General features: G+C 64.8%; 12 protein-coding genes. 8 read left to right on the top strand and 4 right to left on the bottom strand.

All coding sequences use genetic code 11. From position 1 onward, the window contains the following. Positions 1 to 13: 13 nt before the first annotated feature. From HL663_RS01570 to HL663_RS01545, 6 genes are all read left to right on the top strand, one after another. Entirely contained in the window at positions 14 to 883 is an 870-nt protein-coding gene (locus HL663_RS01570; protein ID WP_173026746.1) for a hypothetical protein, read from the top strand. Between the two features lie 341 nt (positions 884 to 1224). Beyond that, positions 1225 to 1479 carry a hypothetical protein gene (locus tag HL663_RS01565; protein ID WP_173026745.1) on the top strand — a complete coding sequence of 85 codons (255 nt, stop codon included), beginning with the start codon at positions 1225 to 1227 and terminating at the stop codon, positions 1477 to 1479. A gap of 3 nt (positions 1480 to 1482) precedes the next feature. Then, positions 1483 to 1908: a hypothetical protein gene (locus HL663_RS01560; RefSeq protein WP_173026744.1), complete on the top strand. Its 426-nt coding sequence runs from the start codon at positions 1483 to 1485 to the stop codon at positions 1906 to 1908. Beyond that, positions 1905 to 4445: an ATP-binding protein gene (locus tag HL663_RS01555; protein WP_173026743.1), complete on the top strand. Its 2541-nt coding sequence runs from the start codon at positions 1905 to 1907 to the stop codon at positions 4443 to 4445. Before HL663_RS01560 ends, HL663_RS01555 begins: the two co-directional genes overlap by 4 nt. Before the next feature lie 364 nt (positions 4446 to 4809). Next, positions 4810 to 6444: a hypothetical protein gene (locus HL663_RS01550; protein WP_173026742.1), complete on the top strand. Its 1635-nt coding sequence runs from the start codon at positions 4810 to 4812 to the stop codon at positions 6442 to 6444. Between the two features lie 566 nt (positions 6445 to 7010). Further along, the gene (locus HL663_RS01545) at positions 7011 to 8099 is read left to right on the top strand and encodes a C40 family peptidase (protein ID WP_173026741.1); all 1089 of its coding nucleotides are present in this window, start codon (positions 7011 to 7013) and stop codon (positions 8097 to 8099) included. Positions 8100 to 8200: 101 nt separating this feature from the next. Here the strand turns inward: HL663_RS01545 and HL663_RS01540 are convergent, their stop codons facing one another. Both HL663_RS01540 and HL663_RS01535 read right to left on the bottom strand, forming a co-directional pair. Next, entirely contained in the window at positions 8201 to 9733 is a 1533-nt protein-coding gene (locus tag HL663_RS01540; protein ID WP_173026740.1) for a hypothetical protein, read from the bottom strand. After that, complete coding sequence (locus tag HL663_RS01535; protein WP_173026739.1) at positions 9726 to 10769, bottom strand: radical SAM protein; 1044 nt, start codon at positions 10767 to 10769, stop codon at positions 9726 to 9728. The genes HL663_RS01540 and HL663_RS01535 overlap by 8 nt, the downstream gene beginning before the upstream one ends. 218 nt (positions 10770 to 10987) lie before the next feature. Between HL663_RS01535 and HL663_RS01530 the strand changes: the two genes are divergently transcribed. Then, positions 10988 to 11542, top strand: coding sequence for an HD domain-containing protein (locus tag HL663_RS01530; RefSeq protein WP_173026738.1), 555 nt, complete (start codon positions 10988 to 10990; stop codon positions 11540 to 11542). Here HL663_RS01530 and HL663_RS01525 read toward each other — a convergent pair. Then, positions 11510 to 11980 (bottom strand): NUDIX hydrolase, encoded by a 471-nt coding sequence (locus HL663_RS01525; protein WP_173026737.1) that lies wholly within the window; start codon positions 11978 to 11980, stop codon positions 11510 to 11512. The genes HL663_RS01530 and HL663_RS01525 overlap by 33 nt on opposite strands. Before the next feature lie 73 nt (positions 11981 to 12053). Continuing rightward, positions 12054 to 12791, bottom strand: coding sequence for an XRE family transcriptional regulator (locus HL663_RS01520; RefSeq protein ID WP_173026736.1), 738 nt, complete (start codon positions 12789 to 12791; stop codon positions 12054 to 12056). A gap of 182 nt (positions 12792 to 12973) precedes the next feature. Between HL663_RS01520 and HL663_RS01515 the strand changes: the two genes are divergently transcribed. Beyond that, positions 12974 to 13363 (top strand): plasmid replication, integration and excision activator, encoded by a 390-nt coding sequence (locus HL663_RS01515; RefSeq protein ID WP_286175852.1) that lies wholly within the window; start codon positions 12974 to 12976, stop codon positions 13361 to 13363. Position 13364 lies beyond the last annotated feature (1 nt).

The raw sequence follows: 13364 nt of genomic DNA, 5'->3' as shown, positions 1-13364 counted from the left end.
GATGGCGTGGCGCATGAAGACCAGCCGCTATCGCCTATTCGTTTTTGTCGAGGGGCGTGAACTCGACGTACCGTTCTATGATGGCATTAGTAGAACTGCACTGGCGGCGACTGGCTTCGAATACACTGTGGAGCGAATAGTCGCCGTGCAGGGCCACGAAGGAAAATCGGGCTTGGAGGAATATTATGAGTATTTGCGCGATCAGAGAAAACTGAATCAAGCAAATTCACGCGGAAGGGTGAGCGCACTCTTCTTTATGGATAGAGACTTCGATCCGATCATCAAGAGTCAGTTGCCCAGAACTAAGAATATAGCCTTGACGCGGACGTACAACGTTGAGGCTGAAGTTTTCGACAGTGCGGACCCCGTCCGTGCGCTGGCGGATTTGGCTTCCCTGTCCGACGGTGAAGCGGCCAGGGTGGCCGCTGACCTAGGAAAATGGCAGCATGAACTGGCTGATAAATGGTCCACATGGCTGGAACTGTGCGTCATATCAGTCGCGCTTGGCTCGCAGTGTCGAACAAAGCCCAAAAGCCAGTCTCGTATCAACTCGCCCGTCTTTGGTCCCGTAAGCGACATCGCTGCGGCGGCAGAGTCAGAGCTGGTCTCCACCACGGCGACCTGCGAGGATCCCGTGGTGAGGCGGCAAGTCATCGAGGAGAGACTTTCAAAGGCGTTGAGGAGAAACGGGCACTTCCCCTTGCTCAGCGGAAAACATCTCGGTGCCTACCTAGAGGAAAGGTTGCGCGCGCACCCAATCGCTCAGCACGGTCACATGCGTGCTCTGGCCGGCGCAGCAAGCCGGGTGCATCTTGCACGGTTGGATTTCGGTGGTGAGTGGGCTGATTACTACCGCAGGAAGATCCTTCAGGCCGTGGTCTAAGGCCCAACCGCAGTTCATGCAGGCGCGCAGTAGTTGCCGAGGACGTTCACCTGTCTGAGGCTGATCCCCTTAGCGGAGCAGCTGTAGGGCCCGGCGGAGTGGGTCAAGGGTGGCCGTCGGCCATCACGCAGTGACGCCGTGGGCGCCCTTGACGCGTTCCGGCGGGCCCGGATGATGGGGAGTGGGGGAGCCAGCCCACCCAACGCGACCGTCCACGAGCACGGCTGTTCAAAGTCTTGGTAAGGGTTTCTGCTTCTTGTTGAACGAAGCACCCCGAGCGGAGCCGACTAGGTCTCGGAGGACCATTCCGGGCCCTCCGAGGCTCGACGTTAGGGGACACCGTGAACGAGTTCGTCGCGCTCGCCAGCGCCACCGGCGACACCACCAACCTGCAGTCCTGGATCAAGGACAACATCATCCCGCTGCTCCTGCTACTCATCGCCGTCATGCTCTTCGTCTTCGCCCAGCGCGGAGACAACGCCAAGGCCATGCGCGTCGTCGCCGGCGTCGTCATCGCTCTCGGGGTTCTGGGCATCGCCACCACCGGCCGAGCAGACGACGTGGGCACCTGGCTCGCCGGCCTCATCACGGGCTGAGCCATGCGCCTCGCGGTCGATGACGAGATCTACAACGTCAACGCGGTCTGGCTCGGCCCTCCGGGCAAGACCCTCCCCTTCCGGGCCCGCTACGTCGCCTACGGCGTCGGGGCCGCGGTCTTCGTCCTGGTCCAGATGCTCGAGCGTCGCCTCGGCATCGGGTTCGGCTTCTTCGCCTTGGCCTACTCGATGCTTGTGACCGTCGCCGTGACGAAGCTGATCCTGCGCGTCGTCGACCACGACCGGCCCGTCAGCGCGGTCCTGAGGGGACTCGCCAACGAGATCAGCGCACCGCGCGCGACCACGCGGATGACGACCGCCACCATTCGTCCGGCCCGGATCCGCGCAGTCCCCGCGCGTCCGGGTCGGACCCGGCCTCGGGGTAACCACTCCCCTGCGACCGGATCCACGTCTGGGAGCGAGTCGTGAGCAGCCGCGGACTGTCACTGCGGCGGATCACCGGCCACTGCACCGTGACCAGCGACCGGGTCACCGCCTGGTACCGGATGGGGCCGCAAGGCTGGTCCTTCCGACCCGACACCGTGCGCGAGCAGCTGATCATCGACACCGCTGATGCGCTCGCCCAGCTGTCGCGCCGAAACCTCCACCTGCGCGTCACGACGAGGCCGTACCCGGTGTCGCGATGGGCCGAGGCACATGACGCCAACGCTCCCGCGCCACTGCCCGGATGGCCCGAGCACCTCATCCGCGACCAACTGCACCTCGCCGGCAGGAGCATGGCCGATAAGGAGGTCTACCTCGGGGTCGACCTCGGCAGCACGAGGCGACTGCTCCACGCACTGAGCGGACTCGCGCCGCGCATGGCGGATCGTGAAGTCACCGCCCTCGCCAAGCCGGTCCGCGAGATCGACGACCTCCTGCGCCACCCCGGGCTGGACGGAACCCCGGCCACCCCGCGTGAGCTCGAATGGCTGCTCCACCGCTCCTGCTCGCTCGGACTCCCCGCCCCGCTGACTCTCGGAACCGCAGAGCACCCCGACTGGGAGAAGGACGACCTCCACGAGTTCACCGACCACGTCACCTGGTCGGCCGTGCCGTACGGACGGACCATCAGCGTCCGAGGCGAGGCCAACGGAGCCATCGTCGAGCGGCATGTCTGCGTGCTCTCGGTGGGCCGGATGACCGACCTCGAGATCCCACCCGGCGTGCCGTGGATCCAGCGCACCGACCAGCTGCCGTTCCCGATCGAGTGGTCCGCGCGGATTAGCATCGAGGACGCCGGACGAGTCGGGTCAGCGATGCGCCGGAACATCCAGCGGATCCGCTCGCAGAAGGAGCACTACGAGGTCGAGCACGCCGAGCCCGCCCCGGGGGCGCTCGACCGGCAGGCGTCGAAGGCGCTGCACGCCGAGGACGAGCTCTCGACCGGCCTCTCCGGGCTCAGCACCCGGACCGCAGGTTGGTACCGCCTCGCGGTCTCTGGCCAGACCGAAGAGGAGGCGCTCGAGCGCGCCGCGGCAGTCCGTCAGCTGTTCGCTCCGCAGATCACGATCTCCCGGCCGGCCGACCAGTACGCCGTTGCCCGCGAGTTCATCCCCGGCGAGAAGCTCGGCACCACGGCCTACCGGCGTCGCATGCCCGTGACGACCCTTGCAGCCGCAGTCCCGACCGCGACGGCAAAGGTCGGTGACCGCGTCGGCATCCACCTCGGGGAGACCTCCGGCACCTCGGCGCGCGTGGTCGCCTGGGAGCCCTGGCTGGCCACCGAGCAGGCCGAGGAGTCCGGGCTGGCCGTGATCTGCGCGGGGCTCGGCGGGGGCAAGTCCACCGCTGGCGGCAACATCATCTACCGCACGGTGATGCAGGGCGTGTCGTGGACGGTCCTCGACCCATCGGGGCGCCTGACCGCGCTCTGTCGGCTCCCACAGCTCGCGGCGGTGTCCCAGGCCGTCGACCTCCTCGACGCACCACCGGGCGCGCTGTGCACGTACCGCGTCATCGCCGAACCGCGGCGCGAGCACTACGACAGCGATGGCGAATGGCGCGCCGCTCAGGAGAACGCCGCCGACACGCGACGCCTCCTCACCAGCAGCGTGCTGCGATCGATCCTTCCCCGACAGATGCAGGACCACGTCCTCACCGAGGTCGCCCTGATGCGAGCCGTCGGTGCAGTGTCGGCAACCAGCACCTCGAGCCTGAGCGACGTCGTTGCCGCCCTCGGGCAGATCTCCGGTGACGACGAGCTGCGTCGGCACGCGGGGTACATGCGCGACTTCCTCTCCGAGGCAGCCCACACCGGCCACGGTCGCCTGCTGTTCCCGTCCGGCTACCGCAACGACTACGGCTCCGACGAGGCGCTGCTCACCGTGTACTCCCTGCGCGGCCTAGCGTTCCCCGACGAGCACAGCAAGGGGACTGAGGACCTCGATGAGCGGCTGAGCATGTGCGTCCTCTACCTCGCGGCCTGGCTGGCGCAGCGGGGCATGTACCTCGGCGATGCCCATGCTCGAAAGGGCATCTTCATCGACGAGGCATGGGCCTTGTCGACGTTCACCACCGGCCGGCGCTTCATCGAGCGCGCCGGCCGGGACAGCCGCAAGCACAACACCCGCGTACTGATGGCCAGCCAGAACCCGTCAGACCTGCTGCGGCTAGATCTGGCGAACCTCGTGTCCGCCGCGTTCATCGGCCGCCTGACCGACGAGCAGGCGCAGAAGGACGCCCTGCGGTTCATCCCTGGGATCCAGACCGGGCAGGGGTACGAGGCGATCTTCGAGTCGCTGTCGCGCCCGAATGCCACCGGACGGCGGGGTGCTCGCGAGTTCGTGTTCAGCGACGGCGCCGGAGGAGTGGAGCGGATCCGGATGGACCTGTCCGCCCACCCCGAGGTGCTCGAGGCGTTGGACACCACCGCCGATCCCACGAAGACCCGCGCTCGGCGCGCCGCTGCGACGGCGCCGGGTCTGGGTGAGGCTGCAAGCGACGTGCTGCAGGAGAGCGCCTGACATGGGAAGAATGCAGAGGCTCCTTGCCATTCTCGGGACGGCCACTGCCGTAGGGGTGCTGGCGATCGGCGGCGCACCAAACGGCTTTGCGAGCCCACCCTCGACTGCGCACCGTGCAGTGGAGGCTCCAAGCATTCCGGGGATCCCGGACTGCAAGGACGCACCACTGCCGGGACGCCCTGGCACCGGCCTTGCAGGAGCTCTGGACCCCAAGCCCGACCCTCTGCCACCGAATGCAGACCCCTTCGCGAACAACCCGACTACGAGCATCTACGACCAGTACGGATACGCCGGCCTTACCTGGAACACCTACGACCTCGGCTGCGGCGGATCCGTGCGAGACCCATCGGCCACCACCGACACCATGATCGGCAACGTCATGTTGTCGACAGCGGTGTGGCTGACCGCGGCGACAAACGGACTCCACAACAAGGTGGCCGACCCGGCCTCGTACATGGGCCCACTCGACCAAGTCGTCGGCACCGTGACCCAGCGGCTGCGCGACGCCATCTGGAGCCCGTGGGGCGGCGTCGCCCTCTTCGGTGTTGCCGCGATGCTGCTCCTCCAGGCGGTACGCGGGCACTTCCCGGGCGTCCTGCGAGGAGCGGTCTGGGCGGTACTGATCCTTGGTGTCGTCGCGGTTATCACGCAGTATCCGTCCCAGGCCAGCCGGTTCTTCGACGGCGCGATCACCTCGACCATTGGGACCCTCCAAGCGCGGACGGGCGGGGTCGATGGGCCCACGCCAGCTGGCCAAGGAGCTGCCCGCGGGCAGGGAGCGCTGACTGTCGACCGGGTGTTGTACGACGCGTGGCTGCGCGGCCAGTTGGGGTCCTCTGACTCGGCGGCCGCGAAGCGTTGGGGCCCAGCCCTTTTCCGGGCCAGCGCAGTGTCGTGGTCCGAGGAAGCAGCGGCAACGACGCCCGAGGCGAGCAAGCAGCTGACGGAGGGCAAGGCATCCACCTGGAAAGAGACTGCCGAACAGATCGCCGAGGAGGACCCCGCCACCTACGCGGTCCTCCAGGGGAAGGCCGGCGGACGGATGGGCACCGGAGCATTCGCGCTGCTCGGCGCGGTCTTCGTCGATCTGTTCCGGCTGGTGGCCGACGTTTTCCTGCTCGCCGGCCTCGTCATGCTGCGCCTGCTCGTGATGTTCCTGCCCGCGGCTGCGGTCGTGGGGGTGTTCGCGCCGATGTCCGGGATCGTGAAGCAGATGGCCAATATCGGCGGTGCCGCGGTCATCAATGTCGTGGCGTTCTCGGCAGGCTCCGTGATCTACACCGCCGCGATCACGGCTGTCCTCAGCACCGCGGACGACGCCGGAATGGGCATCATGGCCTTGGTCCTATGCCTCGTCATCACGCTCGCGGCGTTCGTGCTGACGGCACCCCTGCTGTCGTTCACGAGGATCTTCGGCCATGCCGGCCGTCGGAGTCGGGGCCGTCGCATCGGACGGCAGGTGACTCGATATCTCGTCACCCGGCAGGGCGTGAACGACGGCACGAAGCACGCGATCGAGGAGACGCCTGATTCCGCGCCCGAGCCGACGATCCCCAGCGAGGGTGCGACGCCACGAGCGGGGACACGGCCACCACGCAGCGAGACGTTCGGCCGGGAGCGCGTGGTCTGGGACGTCACGAGCGACGGTGGCCTGAGCCGGTCGACGGTCGTTCCTGCCCATCTCATCAGCGCAGGTCCGAGTTCGATGGGCCGCCAGGCCGCATCCGACCTTGCGACACCACCTGCGCCAATGCCCCACGACGTGCACCGCCAGAGCGGCGGACTGCCCGATACCAAGGTCTCGCCGGACGTCGTCGCCGGTGAGCTAGTGCCACCAGCACCGAGTCCCCGGCTGCAACCCGTCCGCGCGGAGCCTGCCCACGGTGCGAACGAGCAGCTCGACCAAGACGGCCTCGGGCACTTCGTGTACGACCCGCGGACCGGGGCCATGCTGCGGCACTCCGACGCGGTCCCGACGGAACAGGCGGAGGCGTCATGACTAGCGGCCGGCCCGAGTGGTGGCGCTGGCCGTTGTGGTCCTGGCGCAACCTGGCGGTCACGCTGCTGGTCGCGACGACGCTGGTCGGCGCGCTCGGCCGGGTCTCCGCGCTGGGCGAGCCCACGGTCGACGAGGCACCGGTTACTGAGGCGACGCCTCTCTCGTCCGTAGGTCGCTCTTTATCGAGCGATGCTCCATCTGCCCCCCGCCCCGGCCCCACCTCGTCCTCGTCGAGGGCAGCCCCGGAGGATGTGGCGCTCGCGTTCACCGAGGTCTGGGCTCGTCCTGACGCGGATGTCGATTCGTGGCGCTCCGAGTGCTCCTCCTTTGCGACGGCTCGCTTCACCAGGTTGCTGCGTGACTCCTCGTCAGCCAGCGTCCCCGCCTCGCGTGCGCTGGGAAGCGCCGAGACCGTTGAGCGCTTCGCGGCCTCCGCAAGGGTGCGGGTTCCCACGGATGGCGGGGCAGTCTTCGTCAGCCTCGAACGAGTTCGCTCCGAGTGGCTTGTCGACGGCATCGAGCCCGAGGAGTCCCCAGCTCTCGTCGGCAGGGCGATGGGTTGAGCCGTGGACCCGGTCACTGCTCTTGCCGCTGCCGAATTGAAGCGGCGCCTGTGGCGCTTGCTCGTGCGTGTTCTGGCTGTGGTGCTGCCTGTGGCACTCGTCGGTTTCCTCGCATTGACCGTCTTCACGATGTCGCTGCTCGCAGGCGAGCCTTCTGACTCCGAGCCGGCCGTGATGGGCTGCGGGACCGTCGATCGTCCAGCTGTAGTGAGCGTCTCGTCCTTCGACTCCGAGCAGCTGGCCAACGCCCAGACCATCGTGGCTGTCGGTCGAGAACTCGGTGTTCCTCAACAAGGGTGGGTAGTTGCGATCAGCACGGCGCTCCAAGAATCAGGCCTGCGCAACCTGCCCTTCGGCGACCGCGACTCGATCGGGATGTTCCAGCAGCGGGATGCCTGGGGTAGCCGCGCCGAGCGCCTCGATCCGATCCAGTCGACGTCGATGTTCTTCCGTGGGGGTCATGGCGGACAACGAGGCTTGCTCAGCGTTCCGGGGTATCTCGAGCTCCCAGTGGCCGAGGCCGCCCAGGCGGTCCAGGTCAGCGCTTTCCCGACTGCGTACGCGAAGTGGGAGGCGACCGCGCGTCAGCTGGTGGGCGCGCCGAGCATCGCCGCTGCTTCCTGCGCTGCGGCTCGTGGCCTTAACCAGGACAGCAAGGTCGTCGATGTAGCTCTGAGCCAGCTCGGCGTCCCCTACTCCTGGGGAGGTGGGACGCTGACCGGACCCGGTCCGGGATTCGGTAGCGGAACAGGGGTCGTTGGCTTCGATTGCTCTAGCTTCACGCGCTACGTCTGGTTCCAAGCGACCGGAATCACCCTTCCCCGAGTCGCCAGCGATCAAGCTGCGGCTGTGGCTCACGTGCCCCTCACAGAGATCCGCCCAGGCGACCTCCTCTTCTTTCACGATCCTCGGGACTCAAGCGGCGTCTACCACCATGTGGCTCTCTATGTCGCTGACGGCCAGGTAATCCACGCACCGGCGTCCGGGAGGACCGTCGAGGTGAAAGTTATAGATCTGTCCGCTGACAGACCGTGGGGCGACGACGACGTCGTCGCGGGCAGGCCCGACGCGAGTAGAAAACAACGACCCTAAAGGCCGTAGGGCCGAGGGCAAAGAGTGGTGGATGGTCCGACGCGCTGAACGGGATCGATAACCAAACAGGTGTCAAGGGCGCCGCTTCCGTCGAGAAACGCTTAGAGCGCCGCCGTGCAACTAAGATCGCGACGACGATTAGAAGGGGGCAAGTCAAATAGATCATCGTCGCCGTTCAAGGCCGAATAGCGTATCTGCGCGATAGCTGTCGTCGACCGAGTCGGATTGTGGTCCTTTGCTGCCCCATCCTGTGTAGACTGAGAAAGTGAGAGCAGCGCGACCAAGAGTGCGATCAACCCGACCACTGCGCTGACTACCGTCACCCACAAGACGCGACGGTTAATCGCATTTCCGAAACCTTGCAGATTCGCCGACATCAGGCTCGTTGAGACGGAGGCCTGCAGCGTCACAGAGTCAGAAACGTTCTCGACGCGACGTTCAACGTCCTCCAGGATCGCCGAAATCTCCGATTCCTCATCCAAGGCTCGAAGCAGCCGGCGCGTGAACCCGTGTAGCACCAGGACGGCATAATTTAAGCTCTCGTACGCGCCCGAGAGGATAGCTCTACTCCGTCGCACGCCCTCCACCGCATCCATGCTGGATGCTTCTGAGGTGCTCGTCGAGTAGAGCTTGCGAGCGTACTGAAGTTGACCACGTAGGAGCGCCTGCAGTCCCACGTGGTACTCCACTGCCTGTAGCACGTTGCCCATATAAAGGTGAAGTGGATTCTCGGCGTCCCAGAACCCACTCTGGATGCAGAGAGTTGTGTCGCGATCGACGAGGTAGAGCTCATTTGAGCGGTAGCCGAACTCCTTACTGGCCAAGCGCTCACGGTATTCTGCGTGATAAGTAGGGTACCAAGCCGCCAAATTCATAAGCCCTGCAACGGCTGCTGTGTCGCGGAGGCGGTGCGCGTCGCACACTCTCCCCGAGTCGCACTGCATGCTCTGAACGAAAATTGTTCTATGAGAACGAACCTTTTCGGAGTTCGGGTGCGAGCCGCAAGTGAATCCCTCACGCTCGAGGATTGAGCGAATAGGAGAACTGGCACCCACCATGTTTGAGGCGTGTTGATCGAACATCTTGCGCGCAAAGCGTCGGAGTGTGCGCAGGTCACGGATGGTTTCGTCCAGATCGAGTGCCTGATCTTGACGGAAGGAAACAGTTAGGACCACCACACCGTCTGGGGTCAAGTACCCGCGGATGGTGTCAAACTCCCATCCCCCCAGAGAAGCATCTAAACTCTGCATCCGACCCTGAATGCGCAACTGTTCTGCGCCCATATCGAACGAGCTGGGGTAGGGCGTTGTCCACGAGGCCCGAGTCTTAATGAAAGTGTCCGACCATACGGCCTTGCCGTCCTTGTTCACTGCTTCGTTTGCGTCGGCTTCGATGCGATCTGCCTGCGGAGCAAAGCCTTCAACGCCCGTTAAGGCGTCTTCGTAAAGACTCAGAAGCGTCCCAGCGGCACGGATTTCTTGGAGCGCGGCGATGGAATCATCGGTGACGCCGAAGTAGTCTCCAAGGTCTACCCCGAAAGTATAGAAAGCCCGGATTTTACTGATGCTGCGCGGATTGAGGGCGCAGGGAAGAGGGTGATCGCCCGGCAGGCCGATTATTGGCAGCTCAGTCAAGGCCAGAGATCTCGCTGCGTGCGAAGTTGATAGCCCTCACGGCGAGCCGCAAATCTCCACTTGAGGCGGCAACGGATAGGTCTACTGGGGGACTGAATAGGCGTGCGTGCAAGGCGCCTTGCGCTGAAATCCTCACTGCATAATCCCCCTCATCATCGGACCCGCCGGCGTTTCGCTTACGTATGCGATCCATCACGATAGGCCCGACGCGACCAGATAGACGCACCGATCTTGGCAAATGCGGGCTGTCGGCCGCTAAGAAAGCTGAGACGTAATCACGCCTGTCCTTGGTCATAGGGAGGCCCGATGCCCGGAAAGCAAGAGATAGTAGATCGTCGCCCGCAAGTGAAAGTTCAGACGCCGCTTTCTCGGCAAAAGGTGACCACAGGACAGGGTAAAGGCGGACCTCGCGTGCGCCAGCCCTGAACAGCTCCGCGCACAGACCGTTAACCTCTGAGACGGTGTCCGGCATCACAACCACGTTCGCCTTCACGTGCATCCCCGCGGCCGCGGCGGCGCGAATGCCCGCCATTTGTTGGCGAGGGCTTCCGGAGTTACTGATATCCGCTCTAAACGTCTCCAAATTGAGAGTGTGAACGCTTACGGTGACGTGTGACAGGCCCGTATCCGGAAGACGTTCTGCAAAGCGTTTCAGAAGCTGCCCGTTGGTCGTCAAAGAGACGCTGACCTCGGCTCCCGCCGTCTCGCATGCTAATTCTGAAAGAGCAACGATGTCCATGCCATCGCGCTGATAGATGAGAGGCTCACCGCCGGTCAACTTTATAGCGCGAACCCCCGCAGTTACGCTCGCACGGATGTAGAACGCCATATCTTCGGGGTGCAACTGGTTGCGCGAGGAAATCTGCGTTTGAAACGAGCCTTCATTGTGGCAAAAAGAGCAAGCGAAGTTGCATGCATCAGTGACAGAGAGGCGCAGGCGATCAGGCGGGTCAACCCCTTCCGGATGGGACAACCCGCTGGCCCTTTGGACTGGCAAGGTCCGCGCCACCTGCTCCTCCTGCACTTGAGTGCTCACAGACTACAGGCGACTGGCTGGGCGCCACCCGTTCCTTCGTGCGGGTCGTGGCCTGAGCCCTCCCGCGGGTCAATAGCCGGGGCGGGTAGGAACTAGGAACCTCGCTCCGCGAGCCCGAGGGGTGGCGCAGCACCAGGACGAGTACCCAGCGTTCCCCGGTAGGTGTAGAGGTGAGCGTCTAGGCAAGCCCGTCCGCGGCTGCTGCGTATCTTGGAGGCATGCGACCTTCTGAGGCACGTCAGCTCGCGGAAGGGTGTCTGATCGACTCCCACCCGCGACGTTGGCGGCATGTGGAAGGCGTAGCGGCGCGCGCTCAGCGATTGACCAACGACGTGGACGAGAACCCCCTCGTGTCAGCTGCGTGGCTACATGACATCGGATACGCCCCGACCGTCGCCTACACCGGTCTGCACGCGCTGGACGGTGCCGCCTGGCTCGCCTCGCGCAACGTGGATCCGATGGTTGTGTCACTCGTGGCCTTCCACACAGGGGCGGAGTTCGAAGCGGACGAGCGAGCTTTGCTGGGTGAACTGATGGCCTACGCGCGACCTCCGCAGCAGCTGCTGGACACGTTGATCCTGTGTGATCTCACCGTTTCACCTGTAGGCACTGACACAGGCGTCGCCGACCGGATCGCTGAGATCGTTGCTCGCTATGGCACGAGCGATCCGGTGCATCGCGCAGTGCTTAAGTCATCGGAGTATCTTTTTGCCTGCTGCGCCCGCGCGGCCAGCCGCACGTCAGCCGAGGAATGGGGAGTTGCGGTCCTCTAGCGCGTGCTGGATGCGAAGCCGCATTGACGGGTGGAGGTCCAAGGCAGGGAGGTCTTCAGGCCTGACCCACTCGACCTCACTGCTTTCGCTGCTCGTGCGAGCTTGGCCGCCGATGAGACGGGCACGGAAGGCGATCGAGAACTGTTGCCGGACCTCGCCGTCGTCGTAGGCCATGACGTGACGGGGGTTCGTATACGTACCAGTGATCGCCTCGACCGCGACGTCGTAGCCAGTCTCCTCTTTGACCTCGCGCACGACCGTCTCGGAGATCGACTCGCCGATCTCGTGACCCCCTCCAGGCAGCGCCCAAAGGTTGTTGTCGGTCTTGTGAATCAGGAGGATTCGGCCTACTCCGTCTCGAACGATCGCCACGACTGAGGGAACGACGCTGTTCGCTGTCGGCGCCTCGGGATCATCGATGTAGTCGACCCTGCCCATGCTCAAGACGATAGCCCCGTACGTCGAGCACGAAGTCGCCAACGGGGCACGTTCTGTCCGAGCGCTGATGGCGTTACTGCGGTAGCGCGGCGTCCCAGACCCGCTCGAAGGACCGCATGTGGTGGTCGAAGAGCCGGCCCCCAACAAGACGCCTCACGTGAAGAACTGGTGAGTGGTTCGCAGCAGCCCCGAAGAGGTGATGGTTGGCGAGCAGGTCACCGTCGAACCGGAACATTGAGCAGTAGAGCGTCGTGCTGTGGGCTCGAGCTTCGATCTCTGATACACCCAGCAGCGGCTCGACGTACTTCCACGTGAGACGGCATCGATCAGCCAGCGATGGACCGATGCCTTCGTCGTCACCTCGAAGTGCGACGGCAGCGCAGTCTGGATCGCCGAAGGCCAAGCGCACGCGCACCCCGGATCGCGCCTTCTTGAGCAGTTGATCATCGACGTCGGGCATGGTGTCGTGCAGGAAGCTCGCAGCGAACGCGACGATGTCTATCGACTCGACCGCGCCGTCGAAGAGGCTCTGCCACAGCGCCGTCGGGATGGATCCGCGGTTCGGGTAGACGCCGACGACCTCCGCTTGGCTGGCTCGCGATGCTGATGCATCGCTGAAGGCCTCGGGCCACAGGTATGCCTCATCCTGCGTCAAGGCCGCTGCGACTCGCTGGCGGTTGGACCGGTGCGGCATCCGCCCGTTGCTGACCCACCGGTCAACCGTTTTGGGGTCGACTTCGATGCGATCACCTAGCTGGCTGGAGGTCATCCCCGCGGCGGCGAGCGCGCTCCTGAGTCGGTCGTTGGCCATGAGCCCTCCTGAGGACGTTTGCGGCCCTTTCGAACAACGGTAGGACGTCCCGAGACGTCCCGCGAGGTGGTATCGGCGTCCTGTGGATAACGGTCTTCTGGTGTGAGCCGAATCGGCTATCCAGTTCTCGGGAAGGAAATGCCATGGCCCTTGCACGACGGTTCAGGATCTCGCACCACGAGGTGTTCCCACACGGGGCGTACATCGTCTCGCCTGTCACCGCGGTCCTCGACTTCGAGCAGTCCACCCGGGAGGTGAAGGTCCAGCAGACCGACAAGGAGACCGGCGAGTTCATCTGGTCGATGGATGTCCTCGACGCCGACCCCGAGGCACCCAAGAAGTCCAAGACGGTCAGCATCAAGTTCCTCGCGAAGGTGCAGCCGGTCCCGCCGGCCAACGACAGCGCCTCTCCCTTCACGCCCGTCGAGTTCGACGGACTGACGGCCCTCGCCTACATCGACGACAACGGCAACCGCCCGCGGATCGCGTGGTCGTACCGCGCGGACTCGATGCACGCCCCGGGCAAGGCGGCCGCCAAGTCGGCGACCTCCAGCGAGGGCCGGGCGGCGTGAC

The sequence above is a fragment of the Arthrobacter sp. NEB 688 genome (assembly GCF_013201035.1).
Lineage (GTDB): Bacteria > Actinomycetota > Actinomycetes > Actinomycetales > Dermatophilaceae > Phycicoccus.
This window is presented reverse-complemented; position numbering and strand designations above follow the sequence as displayed.

Excerpts from the sequence above, each read along its gene's own strand:
- HL663_RS01520 (WP_173026736.1), bottom strand. The coding sequence starts at position 12,791 with ATGGCCAACGACCGACTCAGGAGCGCGCTCGCCGCCGCGGGGATGACC.
- HL663_RS01550 (WP_173026742.1), top strand. The coding sequence starts at position 4,810 with ATGATCGGCAACGTCATGTTGTCGACAGCGGTGTGGCTGACCGCGGCG.
- HL663_RS01530 (WP_173026738.1), top strand. The coding sequence starts at position 10,988 with ATGCGACCTTCTGAGGCACGTCAGCTCGCGGAAGGGTGTCTGATCGAC.
- HL663_RS01570 (WP_173026746.1), top strand. The coding sequence starts at position 14 with ATGAAGACCAGCCGCTATCGCCTATTCGTTTTTGTCGAGGGGCGTGAA.
- HL663_RS01560 (WP_173026744.1), top strand. The coding sequence starts at position 1,483 with ATGCGCCTCGCGGTCGATGACGAGATCTACAACGTCAACGCGGTCTGG.
- HL663_RS01525 (WP_173026737.1), bottom strand. The coding sequence starts at position 11,980 with ATGGGCAGGGTCGACTACATCGATGATCCCGAGGCGCCGACAGCGAAC.